Here is a 21,257-nt window from a genome sequence, read left to right as displayed (position 1 = left end):
CAGCAGGCGTTTTGCGCCGGAGAGCGGAGCTAACAATGAAAAATGCAATGAAAACAAGCAACTGATGAGCTTATGCCATGGCACTGATAATTACTGAGCGCTGCATTAACTGCGACATGTGCGAGCCTGAGTGCCCAAACCAGGCGATTAGCATGGGTGAATCGATCTATCAGATCGACGCTGACCGCTGCACTGAGTGCGTGGGTCATTATGATGAGCCGACCTGTCAGAGCGTCTGCCCGATTGATAACACTATTCTTTCAGACCCACAGCACGTGGAAAGTCGCGACGCGCTGTGGGAGAAATTTGTGCTGCTGCACGCTTAATCTTCGATAATCACCGTGGCGCAGGCGTAGTGGCGCTCGTCGGCCAGCGTGACGTGCACATGCTGCACGCCCAGCTGGCTGGCAATCACTTTGGCCTGTTCAAAGAAGCGCAGGCCAGGCTTCCCCAGCGCATCGTTGTACACTTCAAACTGATTGAACGCTAAACCACCGCGAATGCCGGTGCCGAAGGCTTTTGCCGCCGCCTCTTTCACCGCAAAACGTTTGGCGAGGAAGCGCACCGGCTGCTGATGCGCCTGATACTGCTGCCACTCAGCTTCGCTCAGCACGCGGCGCGCCAGACGATCGCCGGAGCGTTCAATTACGCCGGCGATACGCTCGATCTCGACAATATCGCTGCCCAGCCCCAGAATGGCCATTAGCGGCGCGCTTCCCGCATCAGCGCTTTCATGTCGCTAACCGCCGCTGCGAGACCGCTGAACAGCGCACGACCGATAATCGCGTGACCAATGTTCAGCTCATGCATTTCCGGCAGCGCAGCAATCGGCTGGACGTTGTGATACGTCAGACCGTGGCCAGCATTCACCTTCAGGCCGCGGCTGGCGGCAAAGGTCGCAGCGCTGGCGATACGCGCCAGTTCGGCATCGCGTGCCAGCCCTTCCGCTGCTTCAGCATAGGCGCCAGTATGGATTTCAATGTAAGGCGCACCGCTGGCGACCGCCGCTTCAATCTGGTGCTGATCGGCATCGATAAACAGCGACACCAGAATGCCCGCCTCGCTCAGCTGTTTGACTGCCGCGTTGACTTTATCCTGCTGACCGGCCACATCAAGGCCGCCTTCCGTGGTCACTTCCTGGCGCTTTTCCGGCACCAGGCAGACAAAATGCGGTTTGATGTCGCAGGCGATGCCCACCATTTCGTCGGTGACCGCCATCTCAAGATTCATGCGGGTATGAATGGTGTCGCGCAGAATCCGCACGTCGCGGTCGGTGATGTGACGGCGATCTTCACGCAGGTGCACGGTAATGCCGTCTGCGCCCGCCTGCTCCGCGACAAACGCAGCCTGTACCGGATCGGGATAGTTTGTGCCACGCGCGTTACGTACGGTGGCGATGTGATCGATGTTGACCCCTAACAGCAACTCAGCCATGACAATCCTTAAATGTGTTCAGTATGTTTGCAGTGTAACGCGCGGAGCCTGTCAGGTGCATCACCCGCGCTCGTCGTTTGCCACGTTCGGTCGTTTTTTCGGCACAAACTGACGGAACAGCTCCTGACTCTTCAGCGGCTTACCGCCCAGATAAGGTTTCAACGCCATGCGCGTGAAGCGTTTAGCGGCACGCAGCGTGTCGGCATCAGGAAATTCGCGCTCCCACAGCGCGCGCAGCTGGCGGCCGGTGAAACTGCGCTGATTGACCACCAGACTGGCGATAAAGCCTTTCTCTTCGCGATAGCTGTAGGTCATACCGTCGTCGACCGCCTCGCCGCTGCCGGCGCAGTGCAGAAAGTCGACGCCGTAGCCCAGGTGGCCCAGCAGCGCCAGCTCAAAACGGCGCAGCGCTGGCTCGGGCGAACCGTTGGCCGCCGCCAGCGTCTGGATACATGAGAGATAATCGAAGAACAGTTCGGAGAAGGGAATTTCCTGCTCCAGCACCCGCGACAGCAGCTCGTTAACATACAGGCCACAGTAGAGCGTGATGCCGCTGAGCGGCAGCGCCAGCGACACCGCTTCGGCGTTACGCAGGGTTTTGACTTCGCCACGGCCGCCCCAGCGCACCAGTAGCGGTGTAAAGGGTTGCAGTGCGCCTTTAAGCTGGGAACGGCGCGAGCGTGCGCCCTTGGCAAGGACGCGGACGCGTCCCTGACTTTCGCTGAACAGATCGAGCAGCAGGCTGGTTTCGCTGTAAGGGCGACTATGCAGCACAAAGGCGCGTTGCCAGCCTTCCATCAATTAGTCGTCTGTATAACCCAGGCTGCGCAGCGCACGTTCGTCGTCCGCCCAGCCCGATTTCACTTTAACCCACAGCTCGAGATGGACTTTCGCCTCGAACATCTCTTCCATGTCTTTACGCGCTTCGATACCGATGGTTTTGATTTTGGCACCTTTGTTGCCAATCACCATCTTCTTCTGCCCTTCGCGCTCGACCAGAATTAAACCGTTGATGTCATAGCCGCCGCGCTCGTTAGAGACAAACTGCTCGATCTCCACGGTTACCGAATACGGTAACTCGGCACCGAGGAAGCGCATCAGTTTTTCACGGATGATTTCTGAGGCCATGAAACGCTGCGAGCGATCGGTGATGTAGTCTTCCGGGAAGTGGTGATCCGACAGCGGCAGGCGCTTGCGGGCGATCTCCGCAATCGCATCCACGTTTTTACCGGTTTCGGCGGAGATAGGCACGATCTCGAGGAAGTTCATCTGCTGGCTGAGGAACTGCAGGTGCGGCAGCAGGATGCTTTTATCCTGGATGTTGTCGACTTTGTTTACCGCCAGCACCACCGGCACTTTGCCGTCACGCAGCTTGTTCAGCACCATCTCATCGTCAGGCGTCCAGCGCGTGCCTTCCACCACAAAAATTACCAGCTCAACGTCACCGATGGAGCTGCTGGCAGCACGGTTCATCAGGCGGTTGATCGCCCGCTTCTCTTCCATGTGCAGGCCGGGTGTATCCACGTAGATCGCCTGATAAGCGCCTTCGGTATGAATACCCATGATGCGGTGGCGCGTGGTTTGCGGCTTGCGCGAGGTGATCGACACCTTCTGCCCCAGCAGCTGGTTCAGTAAGGTGGATTTGCCGACGTTAGGCCGGCCGACAATCGCGATAAAGCCGCTGTATGTTTCGAGTTCGCTCATTCGGGTCCTGATTGGGCAGCCTCACTGCTGAGGCTGCGAAATGACAATTTATTCGAGGCCGAGCTTGATTAACGCCTGTTCGGCGGCGGCCTGCTCTGCTTTACGGCGGCTCGAGCCCACGCCCACCACCGGTTCAGCCATCCCACTCACCTGACAGTGAATGGTGAATTCCTGATCGTGCGCTTCGCCACGCACCTGTACCACCAGATAAGACGGCAGCGGCAGATGACGGCCCTGCAGATACTCCTGCAGGCGCGTTTTCGGATCTTTTTGCTTATCGCCCGGGCTGATCTGCTCAAGGCGATTCTGGTACCAGTCGAGAATCAGCTTCTCGACCGTCTGAATGTTGCTGTCGAGGAAGATGCCGCCGATCAGCGCTTCTACGGTATCCGCAAGGATGGATTCCCGGCGGAACCCGCCGCTTTTCAGCTCGCCCGGCCCCAGACGCAGACATTCGCCCAGCTCAAACTCGCGCGCCATTTCGGCCAGCGTGTTGCCGCGTACCAGCGTGGCACGCATGCGGCTCATGTCGCCTTCGTCCACGCGCGGGAAGCGGTGATACAGCGCGTTGGCAATCACATAGCTGAGGATAGAATCGCCAAGAAATTCAAGACGCTCGTTATGTTTACTGCTGGCGCTGCGGTGAGTCAGAGCCTGCTGCAGTAATTCCGGATGAGTAAAAGTGTAGCCCAGTTTGCGCTGCAGCTTGTTAATGAGGATGGGGTTCATGCGATTCCAGTTGTTCTGTGCGTCTGTGACTCTGCATACCAAACAGGGCTGAAGGTCCAGCACGTTCTGTTTGGTGTGCAGTGGCTCCCTGACTCGCAGGAAGCCAACCGTTTTTAAATCAGTGAATACCGCCAATGCGACTCAGTCGCACGCCGGTCGGCCACTGTCCTTCCTGTTTCTCAAAGCTCATCCAGATAGCAACCGCTTTGCCGACCAGATTCTTCTCGGGCACAAAGCCCCAGTAGCGGCTGTCGGCGCTGTTATCACGGTTATCGCCCATCATGAAGTATTGCCCCTGCGGCACAATCCACGTGGCCTGCGGCTGACCCGGCTGCTGATAATACATGCTCGCCTGGCTCTGCGCTTCATTCACCAGCAGGATATCGTGCGTGACGTTGCCCAGTGTCTCTTTGCGCGTGCCAAGACGCAGGCCGCCCCGCAGCGTTTCGCCCTGCGGCACCTGGTAGAAACCGTTGCCGGTTTCGTTACCATCAAAGCCGCTGAAGGTCTGGATGAAATCGCTCGGCTCAATGTTGGTATAGGTCACCGGCAGCGCCGTGTCACACTTGCCCGTGCCGCAGCCTGGGTTGATGGTCAGGGTTTTGCTGTAAGGATCAAACACCACTTTGTCACCCGGCAGACCGATCACGCGCTTGATGTAATCCACGCTCGGATCTTTCGGGTATTTGAACACCGCGACATCTCCGCGCTGCGGATGGCCGGTCGGGATCAGCGTGGTTTGCGTGATCGGATCTTTGATGCCGTAAGCAAATTTCTCCACCAGGATGAAGTCGCCAATCAGCAGCGTCGGCATCATCGAGCCAGAAGGGATCTGAAACGGTTCGAAGATAAACGAGCGCACGATCAGTACCACCGCCAGCACCGGGAACACCGACGCTGCGGTTTCAACCCAGCCCGGCTGCGCGGCCACTTTGGCCAGCGTTTTGCTGTCGAGCGAATTACCTGCCTGAGCCTGTGCCGCCGCCTGCTTTGCCCGGCGCGCCGGGGCCCACTTAAAGCGATCGATACACCAGATGATGCCGGTTAACAGAGTGGCAATCACCAGAATCAGGGCGAACATGTTAGCCATTAAAGTTCCTTATTTGCTGTCTTTACCGACATGCAGAATGGCAAGGAATGCTTCCTGCGGCAGCTCAACGTTGCCGACCTGCTTCATTCGCTTCTTACCTTCTTTCTGCTTCTGCAACAGCTTTTTCTTACGGCTGACGTCACCGCCATAGCATTTCGCCAGGACGTTTTTACGCAGCTGTTTCACTGTTGAGCGAGCGATAATGTGGTTGCCGATTGCTGCCTGAATCGCAATATCGAACTGCTGGCGCGGGATCAGATCTTTCATCTTCTCCACCAGCTCGCGGCCACGATACTGTGAGTTATCACGGTGCGTAATCAGCGCCAGCGCATCAACGCGTTCTGAGTTAATCAGGACGTCGACGCGCACCATGTCAGAGGTCTGGAAACGTTTGAAGTTATAGTCCAGCGACGCATAGCCGCGCGACGTTGATTTCAGACGGTCGAAGAAGTCGAGTACCACTTCCGCCATCGGAATCTCATAGGTCAGCGCAACCTGTTTGCCGTGGTAAACCATGTTAGTCTGCACACCGCGTTTTTCGATACACAGCGTAATGACGTTGCCCAGAAACTCCTGCGGCAGCAGCATATGACACTCAGCGATCGGTTCGCGCAGTTCAGCAATATTATTCAGCGGCGGCAGCTTCGATGGGCTGTCGACGTACACCACTTCTCCGTCAGTGGTTTCTACTTCGTACACAACCGTTGGCGCGGTGGTGATCAGGTCGAGATCGTATTCACGCTCCAGACGCTCCTGGATGATCTCCATGTGCAGCAGGCCGAGGAAGCCACAGCGGAAGCCAAAACCCAGCGCGGTGGAGCTCTCTGGCTCATAGAACAGCGAGGCGTCATTCAGGCTCAGCTTGCCTAAGGCATCACGGAAAGCTTCGTAGTCGTCAGAGCTTACCGGGAACAGACCGGCATACACCTGCGGCTTCACTTTTTTGAAGCCCGGCAGCGCTTTATCCGCAGGGTTGCGCTGCAGCGTCAGGGTATCGCCCACCGGCGCGCCGAGGATGTCTTTGATGGCGCACACCAGCCAGCCTACCTCGCCACACTTCAGCTCGGTACGGTCAATTTGTTTTGGCGTGAAAATGCCGAGGCGGTCAGCGTTGTACACCTGGCCGGTACTCATTACCTTGACTTTATCGCCTTTACGCAGCGTGCCGTTTTTAATACGGATCAGCGACACCACACCGAGGTAGTTATCAAACCAGGAGTCGATGATCAGCGCCTGCAGCGGGCCTTCCGCATCACCTTCCGGCGGCGGAATATCCCGCACCAGACGCTCCAGCACATCCGGTACGCCGACGCCGGTTTTCGCCGAGCAACGCACCGCATCCGCGGCGTCAATGCCGACGATATCTTCAATCTCTTCCGCCACGCGCTCCGGGTCGGCCGCAGGCAGGTCGATCTTGTTCAGTACCGGTACCACTTCCAGATCCATTTCCATGGCGGTGTAGCAGTTCGCCAGGGTCTGCGCTTCAACGCCCTGACCTGCATCAACCACCAGCAATGCCCCTTCACAGGCCGCCAGCGAGCGGGAAACTTCATAAGAGAAGTCAACATGGCCTGGGGTGTCGATAAAATTGAGCTGGTAAGTTTCACCGTTTGGCGCGTGATAATCGAGCGTAACGCTCTGCGCTTTAATGGTGATGCCGCGCTCGCGCTCCAGATCCATCGAATCCAGAACCTGCGCCGCCATCTCACGATCGCTCAGGCCACCGCAAATCTGAATCAAACGGTCAGAGAGCGTTGATTTGCCGTGGTCAATGTGAGCGATAATGGAGAAATTTCGTATGTGCTTCATTTATATGAATATCTTCACGTAGAAAATCAGTTGAAAACGTGAGCACAGACACATTCAGGCAAGTGAGCTTTACCCGGAACCCTGTCAGCCTCATTAATGACGACGCATATTACACTGTTAACGCCGCGCGTTAAAGAATGGAACTGCGGGGAATCGCAACAGAATTCAGCGATTAAGACGAAATGAAAAGGCCGCGCAATACGCGGCCTGAACGGGGATCAACTGTGGTTTTCCACCCGTAGCGCATCAGGCGGGAGCGCAACGCTGAGAATCACCGGCTGGAACGCTTCACGATCGCCAAACCGGCTGGAAACCCCTTTGGCAACAATAAAGCCGCCAACGCCACCCAGCAGCGCACCGCAGGCCGCCGCCAGGTCGCTGTGGAACAGCATCTGGAACAGGCCCGCGACCAGGAACAGACCAAACAGCGGTGTCATATACACCAGCAGCGCAGAACCGAGCAGGCTGCTTTCACGAATGCCCAGTTCAATGCGCTGGCCCGGCTGAAGCGGCTCCGGACTGGCGATGGTCATCACATGGGCGTTTTTCGGTCCCAGCTGGTTGAGCGCATGGCTGCCGCAGCCTTTGCGCGCTGAACAACTGTTGCAGGAGGTTTTCGCTTCCGAATGCAGAGTAGCGACGCCCTCTTTCCATGCCACCACGGTGGCCCATTCTCTCATCATTTTGTGGCACCTGAATCTATGCTGTCCGCGATACGTTTGGCAGTGGTCGGCGGCAATTCGCCCACCACGGTAATTTCACGATTATCGCGCACTTCGGTCTGCACCGTACGACGCCCAGTGCGCAATGACTGTGGCGAACTGCTTTTATCGGCAGGCGTGATGTTAATAGCGAAGCTGAACAAGCCATCGCTGTACAGACGGGATTCTACGGTTTTGTTCATCGCCGGAATATCACGCCGGCTTTGCGAAATCAGCTTCATGCCGGCCGGTAACCAGCCTGGCTGCCAGCTGAGCTGCACTTTGTCGCCCGCCGGTAACGACAGCGACGGCGGCAGATTGGCTTTTTCCAGCCCCTGCATCAGATTGCGCACACCTTCATCAACGGCAAAACTGATGACGCGGAACTGCTCCAGCGTCTCACCGTCGCGATCCAGCAAATCAATCCGCAGCGGCAATTTGGTATCGACGTCCAGCCACACCACGTAGCTGTAACGCGTGCCGTCACGCGACACGATGCGCACCACTTCGCACATCTGATCGGCCATGCGGGAACGCCCTACCGGAATAAAATCGTAGGCATCGCCGAGGCGCGAGAAGTCAGCGAACATCAGCGCCGGTAGCGCATCAATAATGTGGTTGCCCGGCAGCGAGAACGGATCGAGACCCGGTTCGAAATAGCTGATGTCGTTGCCGCGCTGGATCACTTCACGGCGCGGTCCATCCATCTGTAACAGCTGGGCGAACACGCGATTGTCGATGACCGCATGGCGGTAACGCAGGGATTCAATGCCCAGACGTGAGACATTGATATAGGCGAATTCGTAGTTGAGGTTCTGGCTGGCCTGCTCCATCTGCTGTAACAACGCCCCGGACGCAGATGTCTGCGCCGGGGCGGTAGATGACCAAAGCAGGCTGCCTGCCAGCAGGCTAACGGCACACCAAAGCTGCTTCATTACTGCTGTTGAGTTCCTAACGACTGAGTTCCGGGAACGTTAGCCTGCGCCTGTTGCGGCGCATTGCTTTCAAACTGCACCTGATCGGCATGCAGACGGCGTTGCAGTTCGTAATCCTGCAGCATGGCATTCACGCGTCGACGCTGCTCCTGCACCTGCTGATTTGAGCTGTTGGTGTCAAAAGCATCAGACGGCACGCCCAGGCTGACCGGTGACGCTTTACCCATCATCGGTAAGGTATTAAAGGCTGGTGCATCCGAGGTTTCCGTCGCACTACCCGCTGGTGAGCTGTTGTAGTGCTGCACACCGACGATCACCGCCAGCGACACACAGGCCGCCACACCAATCTGCGTGACCTGAGCAACCCAGCCGCCACCGCGACGCCAGAACGGCATTTTCTGCCAGCGCGACGGCTCCGGCTGTGCTTCCGGGATCAACGAAGTCACTTTGCGCACCGGCTCATTTTCGATGGCGGCAGCAACGCGTGCGGAGATATCAAAATGCAGCACTTCGCCCACATCGCCCCGCAGGGTGTCGCGGATCAGATGGTAGCTCTCCCAGCTTTTTTGTAGATCTGCATCCTTCGATAACGACGCCAGCAGCTCGTTATCTAAAGTTTCACCATCCATTAAAGCGGAAAGTTTTTCTTTCTGCATGTTTTGGTACCCTTCCAGTAGCCGTTATCACTGACGTTGGATAAGCGGTTGAACTTTATTATCAATGGCTTCCCGGGCCCGGAAGATACGTGAACGTACGGTACCTACCGGACAATCCATGATGGCGGCGATCTCTTCGTAACTCAGACCATCCAGTTCCCGCAGGGTGATGGCCATACGCAGATCTTCAGGCAACGCCTCAATCGTCCGAAAAACAATTTGTTTCAGTTCGTCTGACAACATTAAGTTCTCAGGGTTCGAAATTTCTTTTAGCGCACCCGCACTTTCGAAATTTTCCGCGTCAATCGCGTCCACATCGCTGGACGGCGGCCGGCGCCCCTGAGCCACCAGATAATTCTTCGCGGTGTTGACCGCAATGCGGTACAGCCACGTGTAAAAGGCGCTATCACCCCGGAACGACTCCAGTGCGCGATACGCTTTAATGAAAGATTCCTGAACCACATCAGGCACATCGCCTGACGGGACATAACGTGAAACCAGGCTCGCCACTTTATGCTGGTATCGGATCACCAGTAAATTAAATGACTTTTGATCTCCTTTCTGAACCCGCTCAACGAGAACCTGATCCGTTAACTGCTCGCTCATCCGAGGTAATGTCTCCCCAAATCTCTTTTATGCGTAAGTGAACTGCCAGCACATCTCATTTATTGTGAGCAAGCATGCGCTTAGAGTCCCGTTCTGGCCTGAAGTTCACCACGACCTGATATTTTCTGTACCGGTGCCCTGACATCGTTGTTGTTGATGGTCTTTCAGTGTAGCGACTTACCGCACTGGTGGTGTCGTTGGCGGCACCGATAATCGCTGGCAGAGTACCCTATGACGCCGCATTTTTCACCTTTATTCCCTGAATTTTCAGCGTGTTTGGTATAAAAAACACTAATCGCTTATTTTCAGACATAACTTACTGAAATCGCATTACAATCTGATTATTGCGTCGAATTATCCCGCGTTTTTTGTTCAAAATACTTCACACCAGCGGCGACCGGGCTTATGCTCGGGGGACCTTTTGTTTAGTAAATTAAACATCATGAACCCTATTCCCGATCATAGCTGTGATGTACTGATTGTCGGCAGCGGCGCGGCCGGTTTATCTCTGGCGCTGCGGCTGGCACCGCATTATCAGGTAACGGTGCTGAGTAAAGCGCAGATTAGCGAAGGCTCCACGCTGTATGCACAGGGCGGGATTGCGGCGGTGTTTGATGAAAACGACAGCATTGAATCACACGTCGAAGATACGCTGATTGCCGGTGCAGGCCTGTGCGATCGCGAGACGGTGAATTTTATCGCCAGCAATGCGCGCCCGTGCGTACAGTGGCTGATCGATAACGGCGTGGCGTTTGATCGCGAGCCACAGGATAACGGCAATGCGCGCTATCACCTGACGCGCGAAGGCGGTCACAGCCATCGCCGTATTTTACACAGCGCCGACGCCACCGGGCGCGCGGTCGAAACCACGCTGGTCAGCCAGGCGCTCAGCCATCCCAATATTCGCGTTATTGAGCGTGCCAACGCGGTGGATTTAATCCTCTCCGATAAAATTGGCCTGCCCGGAACGCGGCGCGTGGTGGGCGCGTGGATCTGGAATCGCAATCGCGAACAGGTTGAAACCTGCCGCGCCCGCAGCGTGGTGCTGGCCACCGGCGGTGCGGCGAAGGTATATCAGTACACCACTAATCCGGATGTCGCTTCCGGCGACGGCATCGCGATGGCGTGGCGCGCCGGCTGCCGGGTGGCTAATCTGGAGTTCAATCAGTTTCACCCTACCTGCCTGTTTCATCCGCAGGCGCAAAACTTTTTGCTGACCGAAGCGCTGCGCGGCGAAGGTGCCTGGCTATTGCACCCGGACGGTTCGCGCTTTATGCCGGATTTCGATGCGCGTGCCGAACTGGCACCGCGCGATATCGTGGCGCGCGCGATCGATCACGAAATGAAGCGCCTGGGCGTCGACTGCATGTATCTCGACATCAGCCATCAGCCGGCCAGCTTTGTGCGTGCCCACTTTCCGATGATTTATGACAAGCTGCTGACGTTTGGCCTCGATCTGACACAGCAGCCGATTCCGATTGTGCCCGCCGCGCATTACACCTGCGGCGGCGTGATGGTGGATCAGCATGGTCGCACCGATGTCGACGGGCTGTATGCGATTGGTGAGGTCAGCTATACCGGTCTGCACGGCGCTAACCGCATGGCATCGAATTCGCTGCTGGAGTGTCTGGTGTATGGCTGGTCGGCGGCCGAAGATATTGTGCGCCGTCTGCCGCAGATGCACGCCGTCGATCACCTGCCGGCGTGGGATGAAAGCCGCGTCGACGATGCCGATGAACGGGTGGTGATTCAGCACAACTGGCACGAGCTGCGGCTGTTGATGTGGGATTACATGGGCATCGTGCGTACCACCAAGCGGCTGGAGCGCGCCCTGCGCCGCATTACGCTGCTACAGCAGGAGATAGATGAATACTATGCGCATTTTCGCCTCTCCAACAATCTGCTGGAGCTGCGCAATCTGGTACAGGTGGCAGAGCTGATGGTGCGCTGTGCGCTGGCGCGCAAAGAGAGCCGCGGGCTGCACTTCACCCGCGACTATCCGCATATGCTGCCCGAGGCACAGCCAACGGTGCTGCAGCCGGTAGCCTAGCGGAACAGATAGAAATCGGTTACCAGGCTCAGCCAGTCCGCCGAGTAGCTTTTATCTTCATCACGAATGGCGAGACGCTCCTGCACGAGTTCGCCTGCGGCAGGCGAAAAGCCCAGCACCAGCCGGTTCGGCGGTCGCTGCGCGTAAGGTGCTACATCATAGCGATAACGCAGATGCCAGCCTTCGGCGCGCGCCAGTGCAATCAGGTTTTCGCCGACATCCGCGGGCAGCACCACGCAAAACAGCCCCTCTTCTTCAATCAGCTGTGCCGCACAGCGCAGCAGGGTGGGATGATCAAGCGTTGCCGTGCTGCGCGCGGTATCGCGTTCGACGCTGGCTGAGGCCATACCCGGGGTGAAAAACGGCGGATTGCTGACAATCAGCGAGTAGCGTTTTTCTGCCTGCTCACTCCAGCTGACGATATCCTGCGCATGCACCGCGATGCGATGCGCCCACGGCGACGCGGCGACGTTCTCCTGCGCCTGCGCGGCGGCGCTGCGCTCCAGTTCGACGGCATCGAGACTGACGTCATCCGGCGTGCGCTGCGCCAGCATCAGCGCAATCAGACCGCTGCCGCAGCCGATATCCAGTATGCGCCGTACGCCTGCCACCGGTGCCCAGGCACCGAGCAGCACCCCATCGGTGCCGACCTTCATGGCACAGCGATCGTGCGCGACAAAAAATTGCTTAAACGTGAACCCATCTTTTCTTAACATCGCCCGCGCTGGCGGTTGCGGCTGAGACATGCTTAACGACCATTGAATTTGCTCCTGCCGGAAGTGTAACGTGGTCGCGAAGTGAATTCACCTTCACCTGTGCAACACAAACAGATGAAGATTGTGGCTGAACTGTCTATAATCAGCGCCCCAAACTGAGGTAGACCATGACCGTAACCACATTCTCCGAACTCGAACTCGACGAAAGCCTGCTGGAAGCCCTGCAGGATAAAGGCTTCACGCGCCCGACTGCCATTCAGGCTGAGGCCATTCCTGCCGCGCTGGAAGGCCGTGACGTTCTGGGTTCGGCACCAACCGGAACGGGGAAAACCGCAGCCTACCTGCTGCCCGCTTTACAGCACCTGCTCGATTTCCCGCGTAAAAAATCAGGGCCGCCGCGCATTCTGATCCTCACGCCGACGCGTGAACTGGCGATGCAGGTTGCCGACCAGGCGCGCGAGCTGGCCAAACATACCCATCTCGATATCGCCACCATCACCGGCGGCGTGGCCTATATGAATCACGCGGAAGTGTTCAGTGAAAATCAGGACATTGTGGTCGCGACCACCGGCCGTCTGCTGCAGTACATCAAAGAAGAGAACTTTGACTGCCGCGCGGTAGAAACGCTGATTCTGGACGAAGCCGACCGCATGCTGGACATGGGTTTTGCGCAGGATATCGAGACCATTGCCGGTGAAACGCGCTGGCGCAAACAGACGCTGCTGTTCTCGGCCACGCTGGAAGGCGACAACATCAAAGATTTCGCCGAGCGCCTGCTGAACGATCCGGTAGCGATTGAAGCCGATCCGAGCAAAAGCGAGCGCAAAAAGATTCAGCAGTGGTATTACCGCGCCGACAACCTTGAGCACAAAACCAAACTGCTGGTGCATCTGCTGAAGCAGCCGGAAGTGAAGCGCGCCATCGTGTTCGTGCGCAAACGTGAGCGCCTGCATGAGCTGGTGACCTGGATGCACGAAGCCGGCCTGCGCAGCAGCTACCTCGAAGGCGAAATGGTGCAGGCTAACCGTAACGAAGCGATCAAACGCCTGAATGACGGGCGCGTTAACGTGCTGGTCGCGACCGATGTCGCCGCGCGCGGTATCGACATTGATAACGTCACCCACGTCATCAACTATGACTTACCGCGCACCGCCGATGTCTATCTGCACCGCATTGGCCGTACCGGCCGCGCCGGACGCAAAGGTACCGCGATCTCGCTGGTAGAGGCACATGATCATCCGCTGCTGGGTAAAATCAGCCGCTACGTCAACGAGCCGCTGAAATCGCGCGTAATCGATGAGCTGCGTCCGGAAACGCGTGCACCGAGTGCTAAAGTCACCGGTAAACCGTCGAAAAAGGCGCTTGAGAAGCGCAAAGAGAAGAAAGCGAAAGAAGAAGAGAAACCGCGCGTGAAGAAACGTCACCGCGATACTAAAAATATCGGTAAACGCCGCAAACCAAGCGGCAGCAGCACACCGGAGAGCGGTGCGGAATAAAACAGCATCGCGGCAATTAAATCGCCTCCCTGAGGCGATTTTTTGCTTTCTGGCCTGCTGAAAAAGCACTTTCGCGGCGTAAAATCTCTCAACCTGCCCTCTTCTCTCTTCAGGAAATAAAAAAAAGCCGCGCCAGTAAGCACCGGCGCGGCTTGTATTGCTGTGTGCGTTTTCGTCAGCCGATCAATTACAGGCTTTCAGTAAAGGTACGGGTGATAACGTCACGCTGCTGTTCTGGCGTTAGCGCGTTAAAGCGCACCGCATAGCCCGACACGCGAATGGTCAGCTGCGGATATTTTTCCGGATGCTTTACCGCATCTTCCAGCGTTTCACGGCGCAGCACGTTAACGTTGAGGTGCTGACCGCCTTCAACGCGCACCTGCGGTTTCTGCTCCAGTGGAATTTCACGGTAAGCAATCTCGCCAAGGTCGCTGACGGCAACAACCTGATCTTCCGTGAAATCGCCTTTTGCGCACAGGCAGCGGGCTTCGGCTTTCTCATTGTCCAGCAGCCAGAACGAATTCAGCAGCTGCGGATTTTGTGCCTGAGTAATTTGAATACCGGTAATCATAGAGGCCTCCAGGGCTTAGCGCTGCGGCAGGAGCACAGCGCGGTTCTTCGGGTTATGTGACGCTCTGGTATATCACCGTGCTGACCGGCTCGTTTTGACCTGTATCAATTTCGTCCGGCCAGAATTTTTGCCCCCACTCTAATAAATTGATTTATAATAATTTTTATCATTAACTTTTTCTGTAATTGTTCAACTTATTTTTACCCTTCTGCTGCCCCGCCGGACACGCTAAGCTAAAGACATCAATTTGCAGGGAGTCAATGATGGCTGAGAAGCTGACCTGGCACGATGTGCTTGCTGAAGAGAAAGAAAAACCTTACTTCGTGGAAACGCTGAAAGCGGTAGCCGAAGAGCGTGCGGCGGGCGTGACGGTCTATCCGCCGCAAAAGGACGTGTTCAACGCGTTCCGTCTCACCGAACTGGGCGATATTAAAGTGGTGATTCTCGGGCAGGATCCGTACCACGGCCCGAATCAGGCGCATGGCCTGGCGTTTTCGGTATTGCCGGGCGTGGCCATTCCGCCGTCGCTGCTGAATATGTACAAAGAGCTGGAACAGGACATTCCTGGCTTTCAGCGTCCGCAGCACGGCTTTCTTGAAAGCTGGGCGAAACAGGGTGTGCTGCTGCTGAATACAGTGTTAACCGTGGAAGCCGGCAAAGCGCATTCGCACGCACGTTTCGGCTGGGAAACCTTCACCGATAACGTGATTAGCGCCATCAACACCCATCGCGAAGGGGTGATTTTCCTGCTGTGGGGATCGCACGCGCAGAAGAAAGGCAGCATCATTGATGCGCAGCGTCATCACGTATTGAAAGCACCGCATCCTTCACCGCTTTCGGCGCATCGCGGCTTTTTTGGCTGTCAGCATTTTTCCAAAACCAATGCGCTGCTGAGCCAGGCCGGCCAGACGCCCATTGACTGGACGCCGGTGCTGCCCTGAAAACACAAACGGCCGCATCAGCGGCCGTTGTTGCACGGGAGCGGCTTAGCCTTTAGCTTTTGATACCGCAACCATTGCCGGACGCAGCAGGCGACCGTTGAGGGTGTAACCGCGCTGCATCACCATCAGCACGTGGTTTGGCGCCACTTCTTCAGACTCCATCATCGACATCGCCTGATGCACGTCCGGGTTGAACGGCACATTAGTTTCGCCCACCACTTCCACGCCGAACTTGCGCACCGCACCCAGCAGTGATTTCAGCGTCAGCTCGATGCCTTCAATCATCGAAGCCAGCTCGGTATTCTCTTTATCCGCCACTTCCAGCGCGCGCTCCAGGCTATCAATCACCGGCAGCAGTTCGTTGGCAAACTTTTCCAGCGCAAACTTGTGCGCTTTTTCCACGTCCATTTCGGCGCGGCGACGGATGTTTTCAATCTCAGCCTGCGCGCGCAGCTGGGCGTCACGCACGCCACCCTGCGCCTGCGCTAATTCCGCTTCCAGCTGGGCGATACGCTCATCACGCGGATCCACCTCAGTTGCTGTCTCCGCTTCCGGCTGCTGTTGTTCCTGTTGAATTTCGTCTGAGACTTGCTCGTTTGGGGTGTTCTGTTCTTTACTACTCATGAATTTCTCCGCGTTTTGCACATTCATCTCGCTGGTTGGCTTATTATGGGGATCAGTTTGACGGTTTCAAGTGAACCCATCACATTGCCTGGCCGTTTTGGCTTATGAGGAACACCCGCTAAATGAACAAACACTTTAACTGCATTGGGATCGTCGGCCATCCGCGCCATCCCACTGCGTTAACCACCCATGAAATGCTCTGGCGCTGGCTGACTGACAAAGGCTATGACGTGATCGTGGAACAGCAAATCGCCCGCGAGCTGAACCTGCAGGATGTGCGTACCGGCAGCCTGGCGGACATCGGCCAGTATGCCGATCTGGCGGTGGTGGTCGGCGGCGATGGCAACATGCTGGGCGCCGCGCGCGTGCTGGCTCGTTACGACATCAAAGTGATTGGCATCAACCGCGGCAATCTCGGCTTCCTCACGGATCTCGATCCGGATAACGCGCAGCAGCAGCTGGATGACGTGCTGCAGGGCGATTATTTCGTGGAAAGCCGCTTTTTGCTGGAAGCGCAGGTATGCAAAGAAGAGTGTTCGCCGCGCATCGGCAGCGCCATCAATGAAGTGGTGCTGCATCCGGGCAAAGTGGCGCACATGATTGAATTTGAAGTCTATATCGACGAAGTGTTCGCCTTTTCCCAGCGCTCGGATGGGCTGATTATCTCCACGCCAACCGGTTCAACCGCCTATTCGCTGTCGGCGGGCGGGCCGATATTAACGCCGTCACTTGATGCGATTGCGCTGGTGCCGATGTTCCCGCACACGCTGTCGGCGCGTCCGCTAGTGATCAACAGTAGCAGCACCATTCGCCTGCGTTTTTCCTCGCTGCGCAGCGACCTTGAGATCAGCTGTGACAGCCAGATCGCCCTGCCGATTCAGGAAGGGGAAGATGTGCTGATTCGCCGCAGCGCCAATCACCTCAATTTAATTCATCCAAAAAATTATAATTATTTTAATACCTTAAGCTCAAAACTCGGATGGTCAAAAAAATTATTCTGAAAAGGCCTGCCGGCTACTTTACTGGATAAAAAACCAGTTTATACTGTATGAAAAACCATATCTGTTTTTACATACAGGTGATTGTATGCTGGCACAACTGACCATCAGTAATTTTGCAATCGTTCGTGAACTGGAGATCGACTTTCATCGTGGCATGACAGCGATCACCGGCGAAACCGGCGCAGGAAAATCCATCGCGATTGATGCGCTGGGCCTGTGCCTTGGCGGCCGTGCTGAAGCAGAAATGGTGCGTCAGGGGGCCAGCCGCGCAGATATCTGCGCGCGCTTCCAGCTGAAAGCGTCACCCTCAGCCCAGCGCTGGCTGGCGGAGAACCAGCTCGACGACGGCAACGAATGTCTGTTGCGCCGCGTGATCAGTGCCGATGGCCGCTCACGTGGCTTTATCAACGGCACGTCCGTACCGCTGTCGCAGCTGCGCGAACTCGGTCAGTTACTGATTCAAATCCACGGTCAGCATGCGCATCAGCTGCTGCTTAAAACCGATCACCAGAAACACCTGCTGGATGCCTACGCCGCGCACGACGATCGGCTGGCGGAGATGCGTCAGCACTATCAGCGCTGGCACCACAGCTGCCGCGCGCTGGCACAGCATCAGCAGCTGTCGCAGGAGCGTGAAGCCCGCCGCGAACTGCTGCAGTATCAGCTGAAAGAACTCAACGAGTTTGCGCCGCAGCCGGGCGAGTTTGAGCAGATTGATGAAGAGTACAAGCGCCTGGCGAACAGCGGTCAGCTGCTGTCTACCAGCCAGCAGGCGCTGCAAATTCTTGCCGACAGCGATGACACCAACCTGCAAAGCCTGCTCTACAGCGCGCGTAATATGCTGAGTGAGCTGGTCTCGCTGGACGATAAAGTTAGCGGCGTATTTAACCTGCTGGAAGAAGCCGCGATTCAGTTAAGTGAAGCCAGCGATGAGCTGCGCCACTACTGTGAACGGCTCGACCTCGATCCTAATCGCCTGTACGAGCTGGAGCAGCGTCTGTCGCGGCAGATTGCGCTGGCGCGCAAGCACCATGTTTCACCGGAAGCGCTGCCGGTGCTGTATCAGCAGCTGCTGGATGAAGCGGAACAGCTGTCGCAGCAGGAGAGCGATCAGGAAAGCCTGCAGAGCGATGTCGTCGCTCATCATCAGGCCGCGCTGGCCTGTGCTGAAGCCCTGCATCAGCAACGCGTTGCCTCGGCGCAGGAGCTGAGCCAGCTGATTACGCAAAGCATGCGCACGCTCGCCATGCCGCACGGTGAGTTTGCCATCATGCTGGAATTCAATGCCGATCAGCTGACGGCCGAAGGTGCCAGCCGTATTGATTTCCGTGTCACCACTAACCCGGGCCAGCCGCTGCAGCCGCTGGGTAAAGTGGCCTCAGGGGGGGAACTGTCACGTATTGCGCTGGCGATTCAGGTGATCACCGCACAAAAAATGGAAACTCCGGCGATGATTTTCGATGAGGTTGACGTCGGTATCAGCGGTCCGACGGCCGCTGTTGTTGGCCAGATGCTGCGCCAGTTGGGCGAATCGACTCAGGTAATGTGCGTAACTCACCTGCCGCAGGTGGCGGGCTGTGGTCATCAGCACTTCTTCGTCAGCAAAGAAACCGACGGTGCGATGACCGAAACCCACATGCAGCCGCTGGATAAGCGTGCGCGTCTGCAGGAACTGGCGCGCCTGCTCGGCGGCAGCGAAGTCACACGCAACACGCTGGCGAACGCAAAAGAACTTTTAGCAGCCTGACACCGCACTTTTTTGCGGCCTGGTGGTCATATGCTTGCTCTGTAGAGGTTTCCAATAGCTCAAAGGTTTATTATCATCGGCAGTCATATCGCCATAATAAAGCCTGCCGTATGCAGAGTTCAGAATTTGATGGCAACAAAACTGCCTGATGAAAGGCGTTTGGCCCCAGAAAAGGAATGTATAGATGCGCTGTAAAACGCTGACTGCCGCGGCAGTGGTAATGTTGATGATGACCGCCGGATGTTCCACCCTTGAGCGCGTTGTGTATCGTCCGGATATCAATCAGGGGAATTACCTGGTCGCCAACGACGTTTCGAAGATTCACACCGGCATGACGCAGCAGCAGGTTGCCTACACGCTCGGTACGCCGATGATGCACGACCCGTTTGGCAGCAACGTCTGGTATTACGTGTTCCGTCAGGAGCCAGGCCATGAGAGCGTGAAGCAGCAGACGCTGACGCTGACCTTCGACAGCAACGGTACGCTGACCAACATCGACAATAAACCGCGCCTCACCGGCACTGAAGACTGAGTGAGCCGCAACAAAAAAGGCGCCTGAGCGCCTTTTTTAATGCCTTTAATTTACTTTTTCGTTGCCGCGCGCTCTGCCCGCTGCCGGCGCATCTCTTTTGGATCGGCAATCAGCGGGCGATAAATCTCTACCCGATCGCCATCCTGCAACGTATCGCTCAGCTTGACCGGACGGCTGAAAATGCCGACCTTGTTGCTGCTCAGATCGATATCTTTGCGCAGCGTCAGCAGTCCGGATGCCTGAATCGCCTGCTCAACCGTGGCGCCCTCTTCCAGGCTAACCTCACGCAGATACTGTTTATCCGGTAGCGCGTACACCACTTCAACGCTGATGTCAGCCACGGTAAACCTCTTTGGCACGCTGGGTAAACGCCTGCACCATGCTGTTGGCCAGCTCTTTGAAGATGCGGCCAAACGCCATCTCGACCAGCATGTTAGTGAATTCAAAGTCGAGGCTAAGCTCAACCTTGCAGGCATCGTCGCCGAGCGAGATAAATTTCCAGCCACCGGTCAGCTTGCGGAACGGCCCATCGACCAGCTGCATATGAATGCTCTGGTTATCGGTCAGGGTGTTACGCGTGGTAAAGGTTTTACTGATGCCGGCTTTAGATACATCCACCGCGGCGGTCATCTGGTTACCGCTGTTATCCAGCACGCGGCTGCCGGTACAGCCCGGAAGAAATTCAGGATAAGCATCCACATCATTCACGAGCCGGTACATCTGCTCAGCGCTATACGGGACCAGCGCTGAACGGCTAATCTGGGCCATAATGGTTCCTGTTGGTCACAAAACCGTTGAATTATACCATTTTAAGCTACTAAACAAAAATTCACGCCTTTGCCAGCTGTGCTAAAATAGTGTGTTTTTTACCGCCCCGCAGGACAGGGGATGCGCCCACAGACTGAGTGATGTAGACTACGCCGCACTATGACAAAGAAAAAAGCTCACAAACCCGGTTCAGCCACTATTGCCCTCAACAAACGCGCTCGCCATGAATACTTCATTGAAGAAGAGTTCGAGGCCGGCATGGCGTTGCAAGGATGGGAAGTCAAATCACTGCGCGCCGGTAAAGCCAACATCAGCGACAGCTATATTTTGCTGCGCGATGGCGAAGCCTATCTGTTCGGTTCCACTTTTCAGCCGCTGGCAGTGGCATCAAGCCACGTGGTGTGCGACCCCACGCGCAACCGCAAGCTGCTGTTGAACCAGCGCGAACTGGATTCCCTGTACGGCCGCGTTAACCGCGAAGGTTACACCGTGGTCGCGCTGTCGCTGTACTGGAAAAACGCCTGGGCCAAACTAAAGATTGGTGTGGCACGCGGTAAGAAAGAACACGACAAGCGCGCGGACATTAAAGATCGCGAGTGGAAGATGGACAAAGCACGAATTATGAAGAATGCCAGCCGTTAACCACTGGAATCTTTTATAATTTTTTGCTAGAGTAAGAAGTCTTGGGGCTGATTCTGGATTCGACGGGATTCGCGAAACCCAAGGTGCATGCCGAGGTGCGGTAGGCCTCGCTAAAAAACCGCAAAAAAATAGTCGCAAACGACGAAAACTACGCTTTAGCAGCTTAATAACCTGCTTAGAGCCCTCTCTCCCTAGCCTCCGCTCTTAGGACGGGGATCAAGAGAGGTCAAACCTAAAAGAGATCGCGTGGATGCCCTGCCTGGGGTTGAAGCGTTAAAACTAATCAGGCTAGTTTGTTAGTGGCGTGTCTGTCCGCAGCTGGCAAGCGAATGTAAAGACCAGACTAAGCATGTAGTACCGAGGATGTAGGAATTTCGGACGCGGGTTCAACTCCCGCCAGCTCCACCAAATAAAACAAAAGGTTACGTTAAAGCGTAACCTTTTTTCTATCAAAATGGCGGCAAAATGGCGACACCGTCTATATTGCATATCGTCATTAAGAATG

24 protein-coding genes and 1 other RNA gene are annotated in these 21,257 nt (G+C 56.2%); 9 read left to right on the top strand and 16 right to left on the bottom strand.

Translation table 11 applies throughout. The annotated features are described in order from the left end of the window. The first annotated feature begins 77 nt into the window (after positions 1 to 77). On the top strand, positions 78 to 326 hold the full coding sequence (locus tag C1Y42_RS18100) for a YfhL family 4Fe-4S dicluster ferredoxin (RefSeq protein WP_010617759.1): 249 nt from the start codon (positions 78 to 80) through the stop codon (positions 324 to 326). Here the strand turns inward: C1Y42_RS18100 and acpS are convergent. The 11 genes from acpS to rpoE all read right to left on the bottom strand — a co-directional run bounded on the left by acpS (position 323) and on the right by rpoE (position 9,664). Next, positions 323 to 703, bottom strand: coding sequence for a holo-ACP synthase (gene acpS / locus C1Y42_RS18095; RefSeq protein ID WP_010617758.1), 381 nt, complete (start codon positions 701 to 703; stop codon positions 323 to 325). The two genes, C1Y42_RS18100 and acpS, sit on opposite strands and share 4 nt — an antisense overlap. Next, a complete protein-coding gene (gene pdxJ, locus C1Y42_RS18090) occupies positions 703 to 1,434 on the bottom strand; it encodes a pyridoxine 5'-phosphate synthase (RefSeq protein ID WP_104094072.1) in 732 nt (243 codons plus the stop codon). The genes acpS and pdxJ overlap by 1 nt, the downstream gene beginning before the upstream one ends. A gap of 60 nt (positions 1,435 to 1,494) precedes the next feature. Further along, a complete protein-coding gene (gene recO / locus C1Y42_RS18085) occupies positions 1,495 to 2,232 on the bottom strand; it encodes a DNA repair protein RecO (RefSeq protein WP_021506525.1) in 738 nt (245 codons plus the stop codon). Between the two features lie 3 nt (positions 2,233 to 2,235). Continuing rightward, positions 2,236 to 3,138: a GTPase Era gene (gene era, locus C1Y42_RS18080; RefSeq protein ID WP_058758278.1), complete on the bottom strand. Its 903-nt coding sequence runs from the start codon at positions 3,136 to 3,138 to the stop codon at positions 2,236 to 2,238. A 48-nt stretch (positions 3,139 to 3,186) separates the two neighbouring features. After that, positions 3,187 to 3,867: a ribonuclease III gene (rnc, locus tag C1Y42_RS18075; RefSeq protein WP_021506523.1), complete on the bottom strand. Its 681-nt coding sequence runs from the start codon at positions 3,865 to 3,867 to the stop codon at positions 3,187 to 3,189. Positions 3,868 to 3,985: 118 nt separating this feature from the next. Continuing rightward, positions 3,986 to 4,957 carry a signal peptidase I gene (gene lepB / locus C1Y42_RS18070; protein WP_021506522.1) on the bottom strand — a complete coding sequence of 324 codons (972 nt, stop codon included), beginning with the start codon at positions 4,955 to 4,957 and terminating at the stop codon, positions 3,986 to 3,988. Positions 4,958 to 4,966: 9 nt separating this feature from the next. Beyond that, positions 4,967 to 6,766 (bottom strand): translation elongation factor 4, encoded by a 1,800-nt coding sequence (lepA, locus tag C1Y42_RS18065; RefSeq protein WP_058758277.1) that lies wholly within the window; start codon positions 6,764 to 6,766, stop codon positions 4,967 to 4,969. Positions 6,767 to 6,984: 218 nt separating this feature from the next. After that, complete coding sequence (gene rseC, locus C1Y42_RS18060; RefSeq protein WP_021506520.1) at positions 6,985 to 7,449, bottom strand: SoxR-reducing system protein RseC; 465 nt, start codon at positions 7,447 to 7,449, stop codon at positions 6,985 to 6,987. Continuing rightward, on the bottom strand, positions 7,446 to 8,402 hold the full coding sequence (gene rseB, locus C1Y42_RS18055) for a sigma-E factor regulatory protein RseB (protein WP_031279374.1): 957 nt from the start codon (positions 8,400 to 8,402) through the stop codon (positions 7,446 to 7,448). The genes rseC and rseB overlap by 4 nt, the downstream gene beginning before the upstream one ends. After that, the gene (gene rseA, locus C1Y42_RS18050; protein ID WP_021506518.1) at positions 8,402 to 9,058 is read right to left on the bottom strand and encodes an anti-sigma-E factor RseA; all 657 of its coding nucleotides are present in this window, start codon (positions 9,056 to 9,058) and stop codon (positions 8,402 to 8,404) included. Before rseA ends, rseB begins: the two co-directional genes overlap by 1 nt. 27 nt (positions 9,059 to 9,085) lie before the next feature. Further along, a complete protein-coding gene (gene rpoE, locus C1Y42_RS18045) occupies positions 9,086 to 9,664 on the bottom strand; it encodes an RNA polymerase sigma factor RpoE (RefSeq protein ID WP_010617748.1) in 579 nt (192 codons plus the stop codon). 442 nt (positions 9,665 to 10,106) lie between these two features. On the opposite strand from rpoE, the gene nadB reads away from it, so the two are divergent. Next, positions 10,107 to 11,714 carry an L-aspartate oxidase gene (gene nadB / locus C1Y42_RS18040; protein WP_104094071.1) on the top strand — a complete coding sequence of 536 codons (1,608 nt, stop codon included), beginning with the start codon at positions 10,107 to 10,109 and terminating at the stop codon, positions 11,712 to 11,714. Here nadB and C1Y42_RS18035 read toward each other — a convergent pair. Continuing rightward, positions 11,711 to 12,460, bottom strand: a complete 750-nt coding sequence (locus C1Y42_RS18035; protein ID WP_104094070.1) for a tRNA1(Val) (adenine(37)-N6)-methyltransferase — start codon at positions 12,458 to 12,460, stop codon at positions 11,711 to 11,713. The genes nadB and C1Y42_RS18035 overlap by 4 nt on opposite strands. Positions 12,461 to 12,597: 137 nt before the next feature. On the opposite strand from C1Y42_RS18035, the gene srmB reads away from it, so the two are divergent. After that, positions 12,598 to 13,926: an ATP-dependent RNA helicase SrmB gene (gene srmB / locus C1Y42_RS18030; RefSeq protein WP_021506515.1), complete on the top strand. Its 1,329-nt coding sequence runs from the start codon at positions 12,598 to 12,600 to the stop codon at positions 13,924 to 13,926. 187 nt (positions 13,927 to 14,113) lie between these two features. Here srmB and grcA read toward each other — a convergent pair whose 3' ends face one another. After that, positions 14,114 to 14,497, bottom strand: coding sequence for an autonomous glycyl radical cofactor GrcA (gene grcA, locus C1Y42_RS18025; RefSeq protein ID WP_021506514.1), 384 nt, complete (start codon positions 14,495 to 14,497; stop codon positions 14,114 to 14,116). 263 nt (positions 14,498 to 14,760) lie between these two features. Between grcA and ung the strand changes: the two genes are divergently transcribed. Continuing rightward, positions 14,761 to 15,438 (top strand): uracil-DNA glycosylase, encoded by a 678-nt coding sequence (gene ung, locus C1Y42_RS18020; RefSeq protein WP_104094069.1) that lies wholly within the window; start codon positions 14,761 to 14,763, stop codon positions 15,436 to 15,438. A 45-nt stretch (positions 15,439 to 15,483) separates the two neighbouring features. Here ung and grpE read toward each other — a convergent pair whose 3' ends face one another. Next, positions 15,484 to 16,062 carry a nucleotide exchange factor GrpE gene (gene grpE, locus C1Y42_RS18015; RefSeq protein WP_031279366.1) on the bottom strand — a complete coding sequence of 193 codons (579 nt, stop codon included), beginning with the start codon at positions 16,060 to 16,062 and terminating at the stop codon, positions 15,484 to 15,486. A gap of 122 nt (positions 16,063 to 16,184) precedes the next feature. Between grpE and nadK the strand changes: the two genes are divergently transcribed. From nadK to bamE, 3 genes are all read left to right on the top strand, one after another. Further along, positions 16,185 to 17,063 (top strand): NAD(+) kinase, encoded by an 879-nt coding sequence (nadK, locus tag C1Y42_RS18005; protein WP_058758272.1) that lies wholly within the window; start codon positions 16,185 to 16,187, stop codon positions 17,061 to 17,063. A gap of 85 nt (positions 17,064 to 17,148) precedes the next feature. Continuing rightward, the gene (recN, locus tag C1Y42_RS18000) at positions 17,149 to 18,810 is read left to right on the top strand and encodes a DNA repair protein RecN (protein ID WP_058770870.1); all 1,662 of its coding nucleotides are present in this window, start codon (positions 17,149 to 17,151) and stop codon (positions 18,808 to 18,810) included. Positions 18,811 to 18,994: 184 nt separating this feature from the next. After that, positions 18,995 to 19,342, top strand: coding sequence for an outer membrane protein assembly factor BamE (gene bamE / locus C1Y42_RS17995; RefSeq protein WP_021506509.1), 348 nt, complete (start codon positions 18,995 to 18,997; stop codon positions 19,340 to 19,342). A gap of 50 nt (positions 19,343 to 19,392) precedes the next feature. Here the strand turns inward: bamE and C1Y42_RS17990 are convergent, their stop codons facing one another. After that, complete coding sequence (locus C1Y42_RS17990; RefSeq protein ID WP_021506508.1) at positions 19,393 to 19,683, bottom strand: RnfH family protein; 291 nt, start codon at positions 19,681 to 19,683, stop codon at positions 19,393 to 19,395. Beyond that, on the bottom strand, positions 19,676 to 20,110 hold the full coding sequence (locus tag C1Y42_RS17985; protein ID WP_021506507.1) for a type II toxin-antitoxin system RatA family toxin: 435 nt from the start codon (positions 20,108 to 20,110) through the stop codon (positions 19,676 to 19,678). The genes C1Y42_RS17990 and C1Y42_RS17985 overlap by 8 nt, the downstream gene beginning before the upstream one ends. Before the next feature lie 159 nt (positions 20,111 to 20,269). Between C1Y42_RS17985 and smpB the strand changes: the two genes are divergently transcribed. Both smpB and ssrA read left to right on the top strand, forming a co-directional pair. Then, positions 20,270 to 20,752, top strand: a complete 483-nt coding sequence (smpB, locus tag C1Y42_RS17980; RefSeq protein ID WP_021506506.1) for an SsrA-binding protein SmpB — start codon at positions 20,270 to 20,272, stop codon at positions 20,750 to 20,752. Positions 20,753 to 20,795: 43 nt separating this feature from the next. Further along, positions 20,796 to 21,160: a transfer-messenger RNA gene (ssrA, locus tag C1Y42_RS17975) on the top strand. Positions 21,161 to 21,257 lie beyond the last annotated feature (97 nt).

It is taken from the genome of Pantoea sp. ICBG 985 (genome assembly GCF_002928365.1).
Lineage (GTDB): Bacteria > Pseudomonadota > Gammaproteobacteria > Enterobacterales > Enterobacteriaceae > Pantoea > Pantoea dispersa.
The sequence above is the reverse complement of the archived record's forward strand: the minus strand, read 5'-3'. Positions and strand labels throughout refer to the sequence as shown.